The 17253-nt window shown below is 57.5% G+C and carries 18 protein-coding genes and 1 riboswitch; of the genes, 9 read left to right on the plus strand and 9 right to left on the minus strand.

Annotated features, from left to right (window positions below; all coding sequences use genetic code 11):
• Window positions 1-489: 489 nt before the first annotated feature.
• The 3 genes from dksA to NIZ92_RS02025 all read right to left on the minus strand — a co-directional run bounded on the left by dksA (window position 490) and on the right by NIZ92_RS02025 (window position 2801).
• Window positions 490-927: an RNA polymerase-binding protein DksA gene (dksA, locus tag NIZ92_RS02015; RefSeq protein WP_026484112.1), complete on the minus strand. Its 438-nt coding sequence runs from the start codon at window positions 925-927 to the stop codon at window positions 490-492.
• 82 nt (window positions 928-1009) lie between these two features.
• Window positions 1010-2110, minus strand: a complete 1101-nt coding sequence (locus tag NIZ92_RS02020; protein WP_009462610.1) for a GTP-binding protein — start codon at window positions 2108-2110, stop codon at window positions 1010-1012.
• A 199-nt stretch (window positions 2111-2309) separates the two neighbouring features.
• Window positions 2310-2801, minus strand: coding sequence for a Fur family transcriptional regulator (locus NIZ92_RS02025; protein ID WP_009462608.1), 492 nt, complete (start codon window positions 2799-2801; stop codon window positions 2310-2312).
• Between the two features lie 82 nt (window positions 2802-2883).
• On the opposite strand from NIZ92_RS02025, the gene NIZ92_RS02030 reads away from it, so the two are divergent.
• The 4 genes from NIZ92_RS02030 to NIZ92_RS02045 are packed head-to-tail and all read left to right on the plus strand — an operon-like array spanning window position 2884 to window position 5603.
• Window positions 2884-3033, plus strand: coding sequence for a hypothetical protein (locus NIZ92_RS02030; RefSeq protein ID WP_165589481.1), 150 nt, complete (start codon window positions 2884-2886; stop codon window positions 3031-3033).
• Window positions 3034-3037: 4 nt separating this feature from the next.
• Complete coding sequence (locus tag NIZ92_RS02035; protein ID WP_035273564.1) at window positions 3038-3760, plus strand: metal ABC transporter ATP-binding protein; 723 nt, start codon at window positions 3038-3040, stop codon at window positions 3758-3760.
• The gene (locus tag NIZ92_RS02040; protein ID WP_031232761.1) at window positions 3760-4659 is read left to right on the plus strand and encodes a metal ABC transporter permease; all 900 of its coding nucleotides are present in this window, start codon (window positions 3760-3762) and stop codon (window positions 4657-4659) included. The genes NIZ92_RS02035 and NIZ92_RS02040 overlap by 1 nt, the downstream gene beginning before the upstream one ends.
• Window positions 4659-5603, plus strand: coding sequence for a metal ABC transporter substrate-binding protein (locus tag NIZ92_RS02045; RefSeq protein WP_254002615.1), 945 nt, complete (start codon window positions 4659-4661; stop codon window positions 5601-5603). Before NIZ92_RS02040 ends, NIZ92_RS02045 begins: the two co-directional genes overlap by 1 nt.
• Window position 5604: 1 nt before the next feature.
• Here NIZ92_RS02045 and NIZ92_RS02050 read toward each other — a convergent pair whose 3' ends face one another.
• The 5 genes from NIZ92_RS02050 to NIZ92_RS02070 form a co-directional block, all read right to left on the minus strand.
• A complete protein-coding gene (locus NIZ92_RS02050) occupies window positions 5605-6558 on the minus strand; it encodes a tyrosine recombinase XerC (RefSeq protein WP_226348179.1) in 954 nt (317 codons plus the stop codon).
• Between the two features lie 74 nt (window positions 6559-6632).
• Entirely contained in the window at window positions 6633-7310 is a 678-nt protein-coding gene (locus NIZ92_RS02055) for a DUF484 family protein (RefSeq protein WP_254002616.1), read from the minus strand.
• A gap of 2 nt (window positions 7311-7312) precedes the next feature.
• Complete coding sequence (dapF, locus tag NIZ92_RS02060; protein WP_203145158.1) at window positions 7313-8236, minus strand: diaminopimelate epimerase; 924 nt, start codon at window positions 8234-8236, stop codon at window positions 7313-7315.
• 8 nt (window positions 8237-8244) lie between these two features.
• Window positions 8245-9135, minus strand: coding sequence for a lysophospholipid acyltransferase family protein (locus tag NIZ92_RS02065; protein ID WP_009462598.1), 891 nt, complete (start codon window positions 9133-9135; stop codon window positions 8245-8247).
• Window positions 9132-9986, minus strand: coding sequence for a lysophospholipid acyltransferase family protein (locus NIZ92_RS02070; protein WP_060186174.1), 855 nt, complete (start codon window positions 9984-9986; stop codon window positions 9132-9134). The genes NIZ92_RS02065 and NIZ92_RS02070 overlap by 4 nt, the downstream gene beginning before the upstream one ends.
• Window positions 9987-10223: 237 nt before the next feature.
• Here NIZ92_RS02070 and metK point away from each other — a divergent pair, with 237 nt between their 5' ends.
• The 4 genes from metK (at window position 10224) to metF (ending at window position 14373) form a co-directional block, all read left to right on the plus strand.
• Complete coding sequence (gene metK / locus NIZ92_RS02075; RefSeq protein WP_026484120.1) at window positions 10224-11387, plus strand: methionine adenosyltransferase; 1164 nt, start codon at window positions 10224-10226, stop codon at window positions 11385-11387.
• A gap of 204 nt (window positions 11388-11591) precedes the next feature.
• Window positions 11592-11684: riboswitch (S-adenosyl-L-homocysteine riboswitch) on the plus strand.
• A gap of 74 nt (window positions 11685-11758) precedes the next feature.
• Window positions 11759-13156 (plus strand): adenosylhomocysteinase, encoded by a 1398-nt coding sequence (gene ahcY, locus NIZ92_RS02080; RefSeq protein ID WP_026484121.1) that lies wholly within the window; start codon window positions 11759-11761, stop codon window positions 13154-13156.
• Between the two features lie 42 nt (window positions 13157-13198).
• On the plus strand, window positions 13199-13537 hold the full coding sequence (locus NIZ92_RS02085) for a phage holin family protein (protein ID WP_009462594.1): 339 nt from the start codon (window positions 13199-13201) through the stop codon (window positions 13535-13537).
• Entirely contained in the window at window positions 13534-14373 is an 840-nt protein-coding gene (gene metF / locus NIZ92_RS02090; protein WP_021447042.1) for a methylenetetrahydrofolate reductase [NAD(P)H], read from the plus strand. The genes NIZ92_RS02085 and metF overlap by 4 nt, the downstream gene beginning before the upstream one ends.
• Window positions 14374-14516: 143 nt before the next feature.
• On the opposite strand, the gene NIZ92_RS02095 is transcribed toward metF, so the two are convergent.
• Window positions 14517-15146 carry a 5-formyltetrahydrofolate cyclo-ligase gene (locus NIZ92_RS02095; RefSeq protein WP_254002617.1) on the minus strand — a complete coding sequence of 210 codons (630 nt, stop codon included), beginning with the start codon at window positions 15144-15146 and terminating at the stop codon, window positions 14517-14519.
• On the opposite strand from NIZ92_RS02095, the gene NIZ92_RS02100 reads away from it, so the two are divergent.
• The gene (locus tag NIZ92_RS02100) at window positions 15145-17247 is read left to right on the plus strand and encodes a lytic transglycosylase domain-containing protein (RefSeq protein ID WP_254002618.1); all 2103 of its coding nucleotides are present in this window, start codon (window positions 15145-15147) and stop codon (window positions 17245-17247) included. The two genes, NIZ92_RS02095 and NIZ92_RS02100, sit on opposite strands and share 2 nt — an antisense overlap.
• The last annotated feature ends 6 nt before the right edge of the window (window positions 17248-17253 follow it).

The raw sequence follows: 17253 nt of genomic DNA on the forward strand, positions 1-17253 counted from the left end.
GATTGCAAGGGGAGTGTCTTTTGTTCCTCTCCGCTGGCTGAACTGGCGCGCTGAGGTGTCTTGTTGCACGAACCGATTGCTACAGCAAGGAATAGGAGTGTTGCTAGTGTCTTCCACCAGAAACCAGTGCTCGCATAGCTGACATCAGTACTGGTGCATTCCGGGCATCGCACGGATAGCTCCTTGCCACGAGGGTACCAAGTATGAGAGCACTTAGCGCATTTGTTCAATGATCGTTTGGTTGACATGGTTTAAGGTTGTGTCGGCCATAAGGCAGGAAGCACAGAGTTTCAAAACATGTTCTTTGTATCATTTTTTGTCTGATTCTGGGACGTAGACTTTCCTTCTTCCGTATATATGATTGGATATACAGATCAAGCGATAACTTGCGTGGTAATGGGGCTGTATGAACCTATCAAAGCAAAAGCCCTCCCATTGCATACTTGCTTATGGGAGGGCTTTGCGTAATCACTCGCTAGGGTCGGAGGTTCAATCCCCAAACATCTTCTGACGCTTCTCGCGACGCTCCTGGGCTTCCAGAGACAGGTTAGCCGTTGGGCGTGCCAGCAAACGTGGCAGGCCGATGGGCTCGCCAGTTTCCTCACACCAGCCGTATTCGCCCGAATCGATCAGGGCGATGGACTGTTGCACTTTCTTGAGCAGTTTGCGTTCGCGGTCGCGGGTACGCAGCTCCAGAGCGTGTTCTTCTTCGATCGTGGCACGGTCAGCCGGGTCAGGAACGAACTGGGTTTCACGCAGGTTTTCCGTTGTAGCACCCGCGTTGGCCAGAATGTCTTGCTCCAGCTGGCGCAAGCGATGCTTGAAAAACTCCAGCTGGGCGGCGTTCATGTAGTCTGACTCAGGCATCGCCAAAAGCTCCTGCTCGGTCAGCAGGGTTGTAGTACTGTCATGTGACTTAGTTGCCATGATGCTTACCTCTTGTTGACGTCTGGGAGCCTGTAACTGTCGTCACGCGCAATCGCTCCGCATTTACTGAATAATTATTAATTCAAACCAGGCAATTCTCCAGGCCCTGGGTGAATATGTCTTGTGGCAATTTGCGGCCAATAAAGACCAGCTTGGTGCCCTTTTTATCTTTGGCCAGCCAGGCATTGCCAGGCTCGGCGCTCATCATCATGTGTACGCCCTGAAACAGCATACGGCGATTGATGCCCTTCAGATACAGGATGCCCTTGTAGCGCATCAGATCTGGTCCAAATACCTGGACAATGCCCGACAGGAAATCTTCCAGACGCTCGGGGTCGAAAGGACGGTCCGAACGGAACACGAAAGCCCCGATCTCGTCATTGTGAGCTGCGTGCTCGTGGTGGTGATGATGGTGATCGTGTCCGCAGCCCGGACCGCACTCGCCTTCGTCGCCGTGGGCATGATCGTGGTGGTGATCATGGCCGTCCGCCGCATCGGGGTGTTGCTCTGCCAGGAATTGAGGATCAATGTCCAAAATGGAATTCAGGTTGAAACCGCTGACTTCCAGCAAATCCTTGATGTCGGTTTCACCGAAGTGAACCGGCGTAATCGTGGCTCGCGGGTTGATGCGGATCAGACGGGCACGCAGGGCCTCGTAATCCACATCGTTGACCAGATCTTTTTTGGAGATCAACAGGCGGTCCGCAAAACCAACTTGTTTTTGAGCTTCTTCTTGCTGGTCCAGTGTGGCCATGCCGTGTTTGGCATCCACGACCGTGATGACCGCGTCCAGTCGATAGTAGTCGGCAATATCATCGTCCATGAAGAAGGTCTGGCAGACCGGGCCGGGGTTAGCCATGCCGGTGGTCTCGATGATGACGCGCTCGAACTTCAGTTCGCCTGCCTGGCGGCGAACGCGCAAATCATTCAGGGTGCGCATCAGGTCACCACGCACGGTGCAACATACGCAACCATTGCTCAGCTCAACGATTTCTTCTTCGGAGTCCTGCACCAACAGTTCGTTGTCGATACCTTCGGGCCCGAATTCGTTTTCGATGACGGCAATGCGTCGACCGTGATATTCGCTCAGGATGCGCTTGAGCAGCGTGGTTTTACCAGCGCCCAAAAAACCAGTCAGAACAGTGACTGGAACCATGTTGTTCAGATCTGATGCCGCGTTCATAAACATGCCTCGCAGTGGCGGGCGAAAGGTACAAGGCACGGCACCAACCGCGGCTTCCTGCACCCATCTGCTCCGCACGAAAACAACGTGCGATTACATCACAGCCTTGCCTGTTGGGCAAACGGTGATCTGTAAAAATTCACAGAGGTTTGCCAATAGATCGGGGAATATATACCGATTGGCGGCAAAATACCACGTTTTAGGGGGCAGATAAGGGTTTTCGCTCGTTTTTAGCTGCAACGCAACGTTGGCACAGGCCGCGCAGTTCAGTTTCGTGGCCGGACAGGGCAAAGCCCGCTCCGCGCACACAGTCGGCCAGCCTTTGACTCAGGTCCGGAGCGCACAGCTCCACCACGGTGCCGCACTGGGTGCAGACAATCAGCAAGTCGTGCGGGTGGCCGCCGGCATCCACACAGGCCGTCCAGGCATTGACGGCATCCAGGCGGTGGATAAGGCCTTCTTCAGTCAGAAAGTCCAGGGCGCGGTAAACGGTAGGGGGTTTGGCGCCGGGCTGGAACTCGCGAACCAGATCCAGCAGTTCGTAGGCGCGCAAACTGCGCTGGGCCTGAATCAGGATTTCCAGCACCTGGCGGCGAATTGAAGTCAGCCGTTTACCGCGTTCCAGACAAAGCTGTTCAGCGGTAGCGAGCTGATCTTCAATGGCGTTGGGCGTAAGAATATGTACAGGCATGGCGCTTGATGGGTTGATTGTTATGTTATAACATCTTTGGAAAATTAAATTATTCCCAATCTAGCCGCATTATCCCTGTTTCATGTCCTGTCCTCAATTTCCCTCGACTTTCCGCAGTCCGGCACCTCGTCGTTCGCTCTTGCTGGCCTCGGCCGGACAGCGCGTACTGGGCGCTTTGTGCGTGGCAGGAGCCCTGTGGCTACTGACCGCCTGGGCATTGGGCGCGTGGTAAGGGCATGAGTTCACATCAAACCTTGATCGAACTCGAGCATGTCGCGCTGGGCTGGAAAGACAAAATCGCTCTGCGTGATATCAGCGGCTGTTTTAACCGAGGCTCTTTGACGGCTATCGTCGGGCCTAACGGTGCTGGTAAATCCACCTTGCTCAAAGGGCTGACCGGGCAGATCAATCCCCTGAAAGGGCGCATTGCTGTCGATAGCGGTTTTCTGAATCAGCTGGCCTTGTTGCCGCAGATGGGCGATCTGGACAAAAGTTTTCCGGTGACGGTGCATGATCTGGTGGCCATGGGAGCCTGGAAGCGTGTGGGCGCCTGGGGTGGTTTCCCCAAAGCCGAGCACGAACGCATTGGTCATGCGCTGGAGCAGGTGGGTCTGGCCGACTTTGCGCGTCGCTCCATTGGCACCTTGTCGGGCGGTCAGTTACAGCGCGCCTTGTTTGCCCGCATGATCATGCAAGATGCCCAGATCCTTTTGCTGGACGAGCCTTTTGCCGCGGTGGACCGTGCAACCTCGGACGAATTGATGAACCTGATTCTGGACTGGCACAAGCAGGGCCGTACCGTGATGGCCGTGCTGCATGATCTGGATATGGTGCGTAGCTGTTTTCCGCAAACCGTGCTGCTTGCCGGTCAGGTAGTGGGTTGGGGGGAAACTGAAGCGGTACTAACTCCCGAGAACCTGCATCTGGCTCGCCATTTGTGCGCGGGGGACTACCTATGATGGCGCTGATTGATGTGCTGTTTGGCCCCTTCATGGACTTTGGTTTCATGAAGCGCGCACTGGCTGGTTCTTTCGCCTTGGCTGCAGCGGCCGGACCTTTGGGGGTATTCCTGGTGTTGCGCCGCATGAGCCTGATGGGTGATGCCATGGCACATGCCATCCTGCCCGGTGTGGCGGTTGGATTTCTGACGGCGGGCCTGTCTTTAAGCGCGATGGCCATAGGCGGCATGATTACCGGCCTGGTTGTCGCCTTGCTGGCCGGACTGGTGGCCCGCCTGACACCACAACGGGAGGACGCCAGTTTTGCGGCCTTCTACCTGGTCTCCCTGGGGCTGGGGGTGCTGCTGGTGTCCTTGCGCGGCTCCAATATGGATTTGATCCATGTGCTGTTTGGCACGGTGCTGGGCCTGGATGATGCCTCCTTGTTGCTGGTGACCAGCAGCACGACGGTTACGCTGATTATTCTGGCTTTGGTGTTCCGGCCTCTGGTGCTGGAGTGCATGGACCCGATCTTTTTGCGCACGCAAGGCGGGCGCGGTTCCGTCGTCCATATGTTGTTCTTGTTCATGCTGGTCATCACGCTGGTGGCTGGCTTCCAGGTGCTGGGAACCTTGATGGTGGTGGGGATCATGATGCTGCCCGCTGCCTCGGCCCGATTCTGGGTGTATTCCGTTGGTCGTCAGATGCTGGTGGCGGCCTTGCTGGGCATGATCAGCGCCTATCTGGGCCTGCTGTTCTCGTACTACTACAACGTGCCTGCGTCGCCCGCGATTATTTTGGCAGCCGGCGCCTTCTATTTTCTTTCTATCACCTTTGGCCCCCAAGGCGGTTTGCTGCGTGCTTATTCCCAATGGCGTGCACGGCGTCGGCGCATGGCCTCTCTCTTGGAGCACGATTGATGAAAATGCGAGACATTTACTCAGGCCGCACGGTGCTGGCCCTGGGCTTGCTGGCGGCCAGCCTGTCGGTGCAGGCGGAGCCTTTGCGTGTGGTCAGCAGCTTCTCGATTTTGAACGATATGGTCAAGGAGATAGGCGGCGACAAGGTTATGGCCAGCACGATTGTGCCCGCCAATGGGGATGCCCATTCGTTTGAGCCGCGTCCCAGTGATGCAAAGACCTTGGCTAACGCGCAACTGCTGGTGATCAATGGTCTGGAGTTCGAGACCTGGCTGCCACGCTTGCAGCAGGCAGCAGGCTATAAAGGGCCGCAAGTCGTGGCGACAGAAGGTATTACGCCTTTGGCATTTGAAGGTGGCGGACACGAGGATCATGCTGGTCATGACCATGACCATGACCATAGTCATCAGCACGGCAGCCAGGACCCCCACGCCTGGCAAAGCCTGGGCCTGGCACAGATCTATGTTCGTAATATCAGCAAAGGTCTGGAGCAGGCTGATCCGGCCAATGCCGAGTACTACCAGCGTCGCGCCAAGGATTACGCACAGCGCATTCAGGAGCTGGACGATTCCATCAAAACCCGCCTGCAGGCGGTGCCGGTAGAAAAGCGCAAGGTCATTACCTCGCACGATGCTTTCTCTTATATGGGCAAGGCTTACGACATCCGTTTCATTCCCTTGGTGGGGGTATCCAGTCAGGCGGAGCCTTCAGCCCGTGATATTGCGCAGATCATCCAGCAAGCGCGTAGCGAGCAGATTCAGGCCATTTTTGTGGAAAACACGGTCAGCGCAAAACTGGTCGAGCAAGTGGCACGGGAGACTGGCGCCAAAGTTGGGGGCACCTTGTATTCCGATGCTTTGGGAGCCCCAGGCTCGGGCGTGGATACCTACCTGGGCATGATGCGCTCGAATACAGACCAGTTGGTCAAGGCCTTGCAGCCCTGATTCACTCCTCCGGCTTGTCACTGGCCCGGTTCTTGCGTTGTGCCCGAGGGTGGGCCTGATCGTAAGCCTGGGCCAGATGCTGGAAGTCCAGACGGGTATAAATCTGAGTCGTGGAAATATTGGTATGACCCAATAGCTCCTGCACCGCCCGCAAGTCTTGTGCTGATTGCAGCAAATGGCTGGCAAAGCTGTGACGCAAGCTGTGCGGGTGGACATGCACCGGCAGGCCGCTAGCGCGGGCATAGCTTTCCAGTTCTTGCTGCACCACGCGTGGGTGAATGCGGGCTCCACGGGCACCCAGAAACAGGGCCGCACTGGCATCTGCGCTGGTCGCCAGTGATGCCAAAGCCGGGCGCTTTTCCAGCCACTGCTGCAAGGCATGCAGCGCTTTCTCCCCGACAGGCAGGCGGCGCGTCTTGCCGCCTTTGCCACTGACCACCAGCTCACGATCATCCAGCAGTAACCAGCTCTTGGACTGGTAGTGCGCGTCCTGGTGATAGTGCGTGTCCAGGCTGACCAGCTCGGACAAACGTAGTCCGCTGGAATAAAACAATTCGAACATGGCCTGATTGCGCCAGCTGACCGGGTCGTCCTGAATGGGGGCGGTGGGGCGGTCCAATAGCTGCTGGGTCTGGTCTACGGACAAGGCCTTGGGCAGAGGGCGGCCTATCTTGGGTGCCTTCAGGCTGGCTGCAGGGTTCAAGGGCCAACCCAGTTCTTTAGTGCGCGCTTGATAGTAGCCACGCCAGGCTGCCAGAATGCGGGCCAGGCTGCGTGGTGCCAGGCCCTGCGCATGCAAGCGGGCGGCAGCCTGTCGCAACTGGCTTTGAGTCAGTGTGTCGGGGTCTGTACCTGGGTACTGCGCCAGCAAGTGGCGCAAATCATTACGGTACGCACTAAGGGTGTGTTCCGAATAGCGTTTTTCGTGGCTTAGTTGATGCAGCCAGCTTTGCATGGCCGGGCTGAGGGCCTGGGGGGCGGCTGGCTGCTTTTGAGGCGTGTCCCCAGAAGGGGAGTGATCTTGTTTTTTCAGGCCGGACATTCGCTTTGATCAACACTGCTGGGCTTGTACAAACGCTGCAGGGCGGCGCTGCACAATTCGCCAATGCCTTCCAGAAAGTCCGTACCCATATCGGCCGTAAAACGCGTGGCTTCAGGCGAGCCCAGAACCAGCAGACCAAACAGGGTGTTCGACTCCGGAAACGTCAAGGGCACAATGGCCACCGATTGCGCGTCTTGCTGCAAATCGGCCAGAAACTCCTGTTCGCGTCGAGCGCCGCAATAGGGGTTGATCAAGGTGTAGGCCCAGCTGACCAGGGCGTCGTCAGCCAGCACTTCGTCCGGATTCCAGCAGTGCAGACGGACAACGGGCATTTCAAAGATGCGCTCCAGACTGCTGCAGATCAGTTGGGGCAGGGCTGCCGGGTCGGACTCGGCCAGCATCTGGCAGTTCCATTGGTGCAGTTGGCGCGAAATTTTTTCATTGCCACGGGCATTGGCGACCAGCGTGGCCAGTTGGCGCTCGGTTTTCTTGCCGCGCTCGCGCAGCAGCATGATCTGGCGCTCGCCCAGTGAAATAGCGCGGCTTTGATGGGGGTGCGGCACCATCAGTTTGGAAAAAACATCGGCATGCGCGTCGAAGAAATCAGGGTTGGCTTTCAAAAACTGGGCCACTTCCACGGCGCTAAGGCTGTTGGGGGTATCCATGTCTAGAAGGTTTCCTTTCTGGCTAGGGACGCACACAGTGCATCTATATCGACTTGTCCGGTAAAGACGGTTTGGGCCGGGCCGCTCATGCGTAGCGCCTGTCCGTCCCATTCAATGCGCAGACTGCCTCCACGAGTATCAACGACAACCGGGCTTTGGAGCAATCCCCGCCGTATGCCTGCCACCACAGCCGCACAAGCGCCTGTACCGCAGGCCAGGGTCTCACCGGCGCCGCGCTCGTAGACGCGCAGCTTAATGTGATGGGCGTCCAGAACCTGCATGAAACCGGCGTTGACCTTCTGAGCAAAACGCGGGTGAGATTCGATGAAGGGGCCGACGCTGGCAACCGGCGCCTGCAGCACATCGTCTACCACCTGCACGGCGTGCGGATTGGAGATGGACACCAGTGACAGGGCGACAGGTTCGGCTTGATCGGGTACGGGCAGAAGCCACAGCGTATCTTCGCCCTGAGTTTTCTGTTCCAGCCCGCTAGGGTCAAAAGCGACATCGGCAGGGGCAAATCGGGTGGTGCCCATCATGACATCCACGCCAAGCTCCGGATCGTCATTCAAACTGATGATGCCGGTGCGAATTTGTGCTCTTAAAGGGTTGGCCGAGGACAGGCCTTGTTCGTGTACAAAGCGGACAAAGCAGCGAGCGCCGTTGCCGCAATGCTCGACCTCGCCACCGTCAGCGTTGAATATGCGGTATCGGAAATCCGCGCCGGGTTCGGTTGCGGCTTCAACCAGCAAGATCTGGTCCGCCCCAATGCCAAAGTGACGATCCGCCAGCGCGCGGGCGCGTTCGGGAGTCATTTCAATGCTTTGCCTGACACCATCCAGCATGACAAAGTCATTGCCCGCGCCGTGCATTTTGCTGAAACGCCAAAGCGAGGAAGCGGGCTGGGGTGTGGTGGTGCTGTGCATGATGGGGCCTAGTAGATGCCGGGTTGACCTTCAGGGCGGGTTTTGAAGCGTCGATGTACCCAATAATACTGCGGCGGGTCTTCGCGCACATATTTTTCGATCAGGGCATTCATGCGTTCCGTGGCTTCTTCCAGGCTGCCTTCACCCGGAAAGTCGGACATGGGTTCCAGCACCTGAATATGGTAGTGACCAGTCTCGGCGTCCACGCGGGAAATGACGGGAATTACGAGCGCGTCCTGGTTGCGTGCGATCTGGGCTGTGGACAAGAGCGTGGCCGCCGGGACATTGAAAAAGGGCACAAAGGCCGAGCCCTTGGTGCCGAAGTCCATATCAGGCAGGTAATAAATCGGCTGGCCCTTTTGCAGCGCACGCATCAGACCGCGAATACCATCCTTGCGAGAAATCAGCGGGACGGAGGAGAAGCGGCTACGGCCTTCGTACATCAGGCGATCCACATGGGGGTCGCGTTGGGGAGTGTAAAAGGCAACCAAGGGCGAGATGGACATGGACAGGCGTGTGCCCGCCGCATCCATACCCAGAAAGTGAGGCACCAGCAGCATGACCTTGCGACCCTGTTCCAGAGCCTGGGTGATGTGTTCTTCGCCCGTCAGGTGCAGAGTGTTCAGAATAGTGCTGGGCAAACCAAACCAGAGCAGGCCCCGGTCCAGATAGGATTGGGCCAGCAGGCGAAAGTGCTGCTTTTCCCATTCGCGACGGGTGCTCTCGGGCGTGTCTGGAAAGCATAGATCCAGATTGGTACGCACGATATGACGGCGGCGGGAGGCAAAGCGATGCACCAGCCCGCCCAGTACAGCACCCCAACGCTGGCGCGTGCGTACCGAGGCACGGCCAAAGTAGGTGAAAACGGATTTGAGCAGCGGGTAAGAATTAAAACTCATGGGGTGGTATCGCCAGGCAAAGGGGGCGCATCGTGGGGAATCTTGTAGCGGTTATAGCCCCACAGATACTGGGTGGGGAAACGGCGTATCAAGCTTTCCATGGATTCGTTGATCAGGGTGGCCAGTTCCGTCGGGTCTTCGGGTAAGGGCTCGGGTAGGCGCAAGGTGTGGATATGCCAGCCGCGACCTTTAGGCAGGCGTTCGGCAGCGGTCACAATCACAGGCACATTGGATTGGCGGGCCAGCTTGCCAGCCAGTGTCATGGTCAGGGCAGGGCGGCCAAAAAAGGGTGCCCATACGCCATCGCCACCGCTGGGAACCTGGTCGGGCAACATGCCTACCGATTCACCTTTGCGAAACGCGCGGACAAATTCACGCACACCTTTCATATTGGCGGGGACGGCATGCAGGCCGGGCAGTTCACGTGACTCCACCATCAGGGGTTCCAGTACGGCCTGGCGTGGTGGGCGAAACATCACGGTCAGCGGGCCTAAACCCACCAGATAACGTGCCGTAATTTCAAAGCAGCCCAGGTGCGGGGTCAGATACAGCACGCCGCGTCCTTCGGCATGGGTGGCCTCCAGCAAGGCCACATCATCGACGGTGCAGCGGGCCAGACAGGCTTGCGGATGCAGCCAGACGCGCGGTGTTTCCAGGATCATGGCGCCGGTTTGTCCGGCCGCTTGCCGGAAAAATGCGGGGGAGTCGTAACCCGCTTGTCGGCAGTGGCTTTGCAGACGGCGGCGGTAGCGTCCGGGAAAAGCGTAAATCAGGCGTCCGATTCCTTTGCCCAGCCCATGAAGAACGGGTAAAGGCAGACGAGCCATCAGACGTAAAAGTGCCGCGAGCATGGGCCAGGCAATCCTTTAGTGTGAAGTTTTGCTGAAATAAATACGTATTTTCGCTTAAAATGGATTGTATCGCTGAGTTAAACGACAACTTGCGGAGCGATCGGGCAGCAAACTGCCCACTATAAACCGCTAAAGCGTCGCGCCCCGTCTATCGTATCCACATCGCTGGCTTCGAGGTGCAACGCAGTTTGTTCAACCTCGTGCTGATTATCAGCCCTTATTCAAGGAAGCTACGCTGTGAACAACAACGACTTTCTCTTTACATCCGAATCCGTTTCTGAAGGCCACCCCGACAAGGTAGCTGACCAGATCTCCGACGCTATCCTGGACGCTATTTTCGAGCAAGATCCTCAGGCACGTGTTGCTGCCGAGACCTTGTGCAATACCGGTCTGGTGGTGCTGGCTGGCGAGATCACCACGCACGCCAACGTGGATTACATCCAGGTTGCCCGTGACACCATCAAGCGCATTGGCTATGACAATGGCGATTACGGCATTGATTACAAGTCCTGCGCCGTTCTGGTGGCCTATGACAAGCAGTCGCCCGATATCGCCCAAGGTGTGGATCGCAGCCCAGAAGAGTTGCTGAACCAGGGCGCTGGCGACCAGGGGCTGATGTTTGGCTACGCGTGCGACGAAACCCCTGATCTGATGCCTGCTCCTATCTGGTACGCACACCGTCTGGTGCAGCGCCAGAGCGAGCTGCGCAAAGATGGCCGTCTGCCCTGGTTGCGCCCTGACGCCAAATCCCAGGTGACCTTCCGCTACGTGGATGGCCGTCCTACCGAAGTGGACACTGTGGTGCTGTCCACTCAGCACGCGCCTGAAATGTCCCAGAAAGACATTCACGAAGCTGTGATCGAACACATCATTCGTCCATGCTTCCCTTCGGACCTGCTGACCGAGAAAACCCGCTTCCTGGTGAACCCCACCGGCAAGTTCGTGATTGGTGGCCCTCAAGGCGATTGCGGTCTGACTGGTCGCAAGATCATTGTGGATACCTACGGTGGCGCATGCCCTCACGGCGGTGGTGCTTTCTCCGGCAAGGACCCCTCCAAAGTGGACCGTTCCGCTGCCTACGCCGCTCGTTACGTGGCCAAGAACATTGTGGCGGCCGGTCTGGCCCGCCAGTGTCAGGTGCAACTGAGCTACGCCATTGGTGTTGCCGAGCCTATCAATATCACCATCTACACCGAAGGCACAGGCGTGATCCCGGACACCGAGATCGCCAAGCTGGTTCGTCAACATTTCGACCTGCGCCCACGCGGCATCATCGAAATGCTGGATCTGCAGCGTCCCATCTACACCAAGACTGCTGCCTACGGTCACTTTGGCCGCAGCGAACCCGAGTTCAGCTGGGAAGCCACGGACAAGGCTCAGGCTTTGCGTCAGGCTATCTAAGCGATGTGCGGATAGGCAAAGGCCGCTTGCGGGCGGCGCTTTGCTGCAGTTTGACAGCGTTGTCGGGGCCGGGAAACCAGTCAGCCAGCAACGCTGGGTGGGACGGGCAAGTGCCAGTCTCATGAGAAGAAATTATGATTTTTACCCGTGGGGCTGTCTTCCCAAGACGATCCAAACGAGTACAATCACCCACATTCATTTGCCATCCTCGAGGGGCGTTGCGACAAGACTCACGGTCTTGCCAGGCTCGGGGCATGGATAGGTGGTATCCACCTTGGAGAACGACGCTCACCACGACCTGCATGGCGGGCTGCTGGTGAGAATTCATTTGCTCTCCCTGCAGTCTGCGTGCCGTATAACGGAGCCCGACTGTGACTTTTACCGATTACAAAATTGCCGATATTTCCTTGGCTGAATGGGGCCGCCGCGAGCTGACCATTGCCGAGACCGAAATGCCTGGCCTGATGGCCACCCGCGAGGAATTTGCTGCCTCCCAGCCCCTGAAGGGCGCGCGCATTGCCGGCAGTTTGCACATGACAATCCAAACTGGGGTTCTGATTGAAACCCTGACTGCCCTGGGCGCTGAAGTGCGCTGGGCATCGTGCAATATCTTCTCCACTCAAGATCACGCTGCCGCTGCCATTGCCGCATCTGGCGTGCCTGTGTTCGCCGTCAAGGGCGAAACCCTGGAAGAATACTGGCAATACGCCCACGACATTTTCGATTGGCCCGGTGAGCAGGCCAACATGATTCTGGACGACGGTGGCGACGCTACCCTGTTGCTGCACCTGGGTGCCCGTGCAGAAAAAGACCTGTCCGTTCTGGACAAACCCGGCAGCGAAGAAGAGCGCGTCATGTTCGCCTCCATTCGTGCCCGTCTGCAAAACGACAAAACCTGGTACTCCACCCGTCTGGCCCAAATCAAGGGTGTGACCGAAGAGACCACCACAGGCGTGCACCGTCTGTACCAGATGGCCAAGAAAGGCGAACTGGCTTTCCCTGCCATCAACGTGAACGACTCGGTGACCAAGTCCAAGTTCGACAACCTGTACGGCTGCCGCGAGTCCCTGGTAGACGGTATCAAGCGTGCTACCGACGTGATGGTTGCCGGCAAGATCGCCGTGGTTTGCGGTTTTGGTGACGTGGGTAAAGGTTGTGCTCAAGCACTGGCCGCCTTGCGCGCCCAGGTTTGGGTTACCGAAATTGACCCTATCTGCGCCCTGCAAGCCTCGATGGAAGGCTACCGCGTTGTGACCATGGAAGAAGCCGCTGACAAGGCTGACATCTTCGTGACTGCCACCGGTAATTACCACGTGATCGACCGCTCGCACATGGAACGCATGAAAGATCAGGCCATCGTGTGCAATATCGGTCACTTCGACAATGAAATTGACGTGGCCTCGGTGGAAGATCTGGAGTGGGAAGAGATCAAGCCTCAGGTTGATCACATCATTTTCCCTGATGGCAAGCGCATCATTCTGCTGGCCAAGGGCCGTCTGGTGAACCTGGGTTGTGCTACTGGCCACCCCTCTTTTGTGATGTCGGCTTCGTTCACGAACCAGACCATTGCACAAATTGAACTGTTCACTCGTGGCGAGAACTACGAAACGGGTAAAGTATATGTACTGCCCAAGCATCTGGACGAAAAAGTCGCTCGTTTGCACTTGAAGAAATTGGGTGTGAACTTGTCGACCTTGTCTCAGGCGCAGGCGGATTACATCAACGTACCTGTGCAAGGGCCATTTAAGGCTGAGCACTACCGCTACTAAAACGCACCGGCGTCTTCGGACGCCTATTCTTGGAGCCCTATCATGACTTTGCTACTTGTCTGGATCCTGAATGCTGTTGCCCTGCTGGTTGTCGCCTACATCCTGCCTGGTATTACGGTTGCCTCGTTTGGCTCGGCACTGATCGCTGCGCTGGTACTGGGCCTACTCAATACCTTGGTCAAACCTTTGCTGATTGTGCTGACCTTGCCCATCACTATTGTGACGTTGGGCTTGTTCCTTCTGGTGCTCAACGCCTTGGTGTTCTGGTTTGCGGGCTCCATCCTCAAAGGCTTCCAGGTTGAAGGCTTCTGGTGGGCCGTGATTGGGGCGATCGTCTACAGTCTGGTTTCCGGGCTGCTGTCGGGATTGTTAATGAAATGAGCAACAAGCAAACCTTGAGCCTGGAGTTTTTCCCGCCGCGAGATATCGCGGCGCAGGAAAAACTGGTGCGCACCGCCAAGTCCTTGATGGGCTTGAACCCCGCCTATGTCAGCATGACGTTTGGAGCCGGTGGCTCCACCCGTGCTGGCACGGTCGATGCGGTAGCACTGCTGCAAAAACTGGGCTTTGATGTCGCACCGCACTTGTCGTGCATTGGTACGGCGCCCGCGCAGCTTGGCGAGATGCTGGACAATTACCGCGATCAGGGCATACGACGTATCGTGGCCCTGCGCGGTGACTTGCCTTCGGGTATGGGTGGTGACGCGGGCGAACTGCGCTATGCCAGCGATCTGGTGTCATTCATTCGTGAAAACTATGGCGAACACTTCCATATCGAAGTGGCCGCTTATCCCGAGATGCACCCTCAGGCCACAGGCTTTAGCGACGACCTGGGTCACTTTGTGAACAAGGTCAAGGCAGGTGCGCACGGTGCGATCACGCAGTACTTCTTCAATCCGGACTCGTATTTCAGCTTTGTTGAGCGAGCCCAGGCGCAAGGAGTCACGATTCCGATCACACCGGGCATCATGCCCATTACCAACTCGTCCCAGTTGCTGCGGTTCTCGACCATGTGCGGTGCAGAAGTGCCGCGCTGGATTCGCCTGCGACTGGCCGATTTTGGTGATGATCGTGCATCGATTCGTGCTTTCGGTATCGATGTGGTGGCACGCTTGTGTCAGGACCTGCTCGATGGCGGCGCTCCTGGCATTCACATGTACACCCTGAACGGGGCAGATGCGAGCATGGCTATCTTGCCGAATCTGACCTGGCGCTAAGCACTTCGCGTCGCGATAAAAAACCCGCCAAATGAATGTGGCGGGTTTTTTCATGGGGAACTGACTAGCCTGCATCTGCCCCGGTTTTATCAACTGCTTGGTAAACAGAGTTCTGGATTAAACAGTTTGTGGTAGCGGGTTACTTATAGTTCCGGAGCGGGCACAGCCCAGCCTTTATCAGTCAGAATACTGTCCAGGCGTTGGTCGTGCGGGGCGGGCTGGTAGGCCTGGCCGGATAAATCGCCCACTGCCCAGGCAATACCAATGCTGGTAAAAGCGTGGTTTTGTTCTTTCAGCGCCGCCAAGGTCCGGTCGTAGTAACCCTTGCCATACCCCAGACGATCACCCTGTCTGGTGTAGCCCAGGGTGGGGACCAGGACAATATCCGGTTGCATGGTTTTAGTGGAAATGGGGATTTCGATGCCGTAGCGACCCTTTTCCATTTCGGTCTCGGGTGTCCACTCGACAAAGCTCAAAGGGGCATCGGCCTCTTTGACAACGGGCAGACAGACATTGATGTCTTCCTCTTCCACCCATTGAAGCAGCAGTGGGCGCAAGTCCGGCTCCTGGGCCATAGGCCAGAAAGCGGCAATGGTGGTGGGTTCGGCACGGCCCTGTTCACGCAGGCGGCTGCGGTTGGTAGCCAGCCAGGTAAACAGACGGCCCCGGATCAGCAAAGCGCCCCGGTTGGTGTCGATGGAGGGCTGCCCGGCTCGCAGGTCTTTTAGTCGCGTGCGCAGCGCGGCTGCGTTATGCTCTACGTTCTGAATCATGGGTGATTTTCTAAAGGCCGTCACTATGGGTATCAACCAGCTAAAGTACCAGAAAACACCAGCTTGGGGCATGGCATCCATGCTTCCTCGCCCGCCCTTGAGCGCTTTGGTGGTGTTTGCTCTGGGTTTGGTCGGCTGTGCGGGGTCGCAGTCGCCGCAAGCCCAGACCCATTCCCCGGATCCTGCCGTTGCCAAGCAAGCTGTCGTGTTGCAGCCTGCCAAAGAAGCCGTGCGTCGCTGGGATCGAGTCCCGCCTGTGCCGCCAACGGCCCGCCAGGCTTTGATTGACGCCCGTGATGCCATGCAGGCCAAGCGCTGGACGGCGCTCGATGCTCTGGCTCCGGTTGCCGCTAATGATCCTGTTCTGGGTTCTTACGCCGAATACTGGCGCTTGCGCCGGATTTTGCAGGATACGACCACGCCCGTGCCCGATGAGCAAATTCGTTTGTTCCTGAGCGGCAATCAAGACGAATATCTGGAAAATCGCCTGAAGTCCGACTGGATTGTGGCGGCCGCGCGTACCGGCAATTATGCTTTGGTGCGTGAGCTGGCCCCCGTTCACGCCCCTACCTCGGCTGTGAAGTGTGCAGTAGCGTCGGCACAGAATGTGGCCGGTCAGCCTGTGGATGTGCAGGACTTGCTGGCGTCGTTCTCTCCAAGCCAGGCCTGCTGGTCGGCACTGGACCAGTTGTACGCCCGTAAAGTGATCAGCAAGAATCAGGTCCGTGATCTGATGCGTGATGCTCTGGAAAATAACCGCACATCCCAGGCCCGCCGCCTGGCTGCGATTATCTTCACTGCGCCGCAAATGAAGGATTACACCGCTTTGATGGCTTCGCCGCAGAAGTGGCTGGATCGTAATGTGAACAACAGTTCGGTCAATCCGGAGCTGGTGTCCTTGGCCTTGTCCCGTCTGGGTCGTGGTCAGCGTGATGCTGCAGCGGCCTATATCGACCGTACCTGGGCCGGCAAAATCCCTCAGGAAAACCTGAATTGGGTGTGGGGCCAGTTTGGTCTGATCAGTGCCTTGCGGGTGGAAGACGATGCGGCCAAATGGTATCGCCGCTCCGGTCGTACCCCCATGACGGATTACAACAATGCCTGGCAAGTGCGCGCTGAGTTGCGTCAGGGCACCATCGAGTGGAAGCATGTCTCTGCCGCCATCGACAAGATGAACGATACGCAAAAGGCCGAGCCGGTGTGGGTGTACTGGTCGGGGCGTGCCCATGAAGCCTTGGGTCATAAAGATCAGGCTCGTGCCAAGTTCCAGTCCATTGTGGGTGATCTGAACTTCTACGGTCAGCTGGCCACAGAAGAGTTGGGTCTGACACCTTCCTTGCCTCCTCAGCCACAGCCTTTGACGCCGTTGGACATGCAGGATGCGCGTACCAATGCGGGCTTGCTGCGTGCGGTGGAGCTGTTCAAGCTGGGCTGGCGTCCGGAAGCGGTACCCGAGTGGAACTTTGCCTTGCGTGGCATGAACGACAGACAGTTGCGTGCAGCAGCCGAGTTCGCGCGCGAGCAGCATATCTATGATCGCGTGGTGAATACCTCCCTGTTGACCAAGAACGAGATCGACTTCAGCCAGCGCTTTATCGCGCCCTTTGAAGGCCGCGTAACCGAGCAGGCCAAGTCCATCAATCTGGACCCGGCCTGGGTGTATGGCCTGATCCGTCAGGAATCGCGCTTCATTACCGATGCACGCTCGGGAGTCGGGGCGTCGGGCTTGATGCAGCTGATGCCTGCCACCGCCAAATGGGTGGCCAACAAGATCGATATGCGCGACTTCTCTCCCTCCCGTGTGAACGAGTTCGAGGTGAACACGGTGCTGGGTACCAATTACCTGAACATGGTTCTGGGCCAATTGGATGGATCGCAGGTCTTGGCATCGGCAGGCTATAACGCAGGGCCAGGACGTCCCCGCCAGTGGCGCTCGCGCTTGAACACTCCGGTGGAAGGGGCTATTTTTGCCGAAACCATTCCCTTTACCGAAACGCGCTTGTACGTGAAAAACGTGCTCTCCAACGCGACCTATTACGCCATGATGTTCAGCGGTCAGCCGCAGTCCCTCAAAGGGCGTTTGGGTACGATTTCGCCTTGATGAGTC

The organism is Alcaligenes sp. 1735tsa3, assembly GCF_024134565.1.
Classification (GTDB): Bacteria; Pseudomonadota; Gammaproteobacteria; order Burkholderiales; family Burkholderiaceae_B; genus Alcaligenes; species Alcaligenes phenolicus.

Bases quoted from the DNA above. Each gene is read 5' to 3' on its own strand.
- NIZ92_RS02065 (WP_009462598.1), bottom strand. From the start codon at position 9,135: ATGAGTTTTAATTCTTACCCGCTGCTCAAATCCGTTTTCACCTACTTT.
- NIZ92_RS02095 (WP_254002617.1), bottom strand. From the start codon at position 15,146: ATGATTCAGAACGTAGAGCATAACGCAGCCGCGCTGCGCACGCGACTA.
- metF (WP_021447042.1), top strand. From the start codon at position 13,534: ATGAGCAACAAGCAAACCTTGAGCCTGGAGTTTTTCCCGCCGCGAGAT.
- NIZ92_RS02045 (WP_254002615.1), top strand. From the start codon at position 4,659: ATGAAAATGCGAGACATTTACTCAGGCCGCACGGTGCTGGCCCTGGGC.
- NIZ92_RS02055 (WP_254002616.1), bottom strand. From the start codon at position 7,310: ATGGATACCCCCAACAGCCTTAGCGCCGTGGAAGTGGCCCAGTTTTTG.
- NIZ92_RS02035 (WP_035273564.1), top strand. From the start codon at position 3,038: ATGAGTTCACATCAAACCTTGATCGAACTCGAGCATGTCGCGCTGGGC.
- dapF (WP_203145158.1), bottom strand. From the start codon at position 8,236: ATGCACAGCACCACCACACCCCAGCCCGCTTCCTCGCTTTGGCGTTTC.
- NIZ92_RS02100 (WP_254002618.1), top strand. From the start codon at position 15,145: ATGGGTGATTTTCTAAAGGCCGTCACTATGGGTATCAACCAGCTAAAG.
- NIZ92_RS02025 (WP_009462608.1), bottom strand. From the start codon at position 2,801: ATGCCTGTACATATTCTTACGCCCAACGCCATTGAAGATCAGCTCGCT.
- NIZ92_RS02085 (WP_009462594.1), top strand. From the start codon at position 13,199: ATGACTTTGCTACTTGTCTGGATCCTGAATGCTGTTGCCCTGCTGGTT.
- dksA (WP_026484112.1), bottom strand. From the start codon at position 927: ATGGCAACTAAGTCACATGACAGTACTACAACCCTGCTGACCGAGCAG.
- NIZ92_RS02050 (WP_226348179.1), bottom strand. From the start codon at position 6,558: ATGCAAAGCTGGCTGCATCAACTAAGCCACGAAAAACGCTATTCGGAA.
- NIZ92_RS02030 (WP_165589481.1), top strand. From the start codon at position 2,884: ATGTCCTGTCCTCAATTTCCCTCGACTTTCCGCAGTCCGGCACCTCGT.
- NIZ92_RS02020 (WP_009462610.1), bottom strand. From the start codon at position 2,110: ATGAACGCGGCATCAGATCTGAACAACATGGTTCCAGTCACTGTTCTG.
- NIZ92_RS02070 (WP_060186174.1), bottom strand. From the start codon at position 9,986: ATGCTCGCGGCACTTTTACGTCTGATGGCTCGTCTGCCTTTACCCGTT.
- NIZ92_RS02040 (WP_031232761.1), top strand. From the start codon at position 3,760: ATGGCGCTGATTGATGTGCTGTTTGGCCCCTTCATGGACTTTGGTTTC.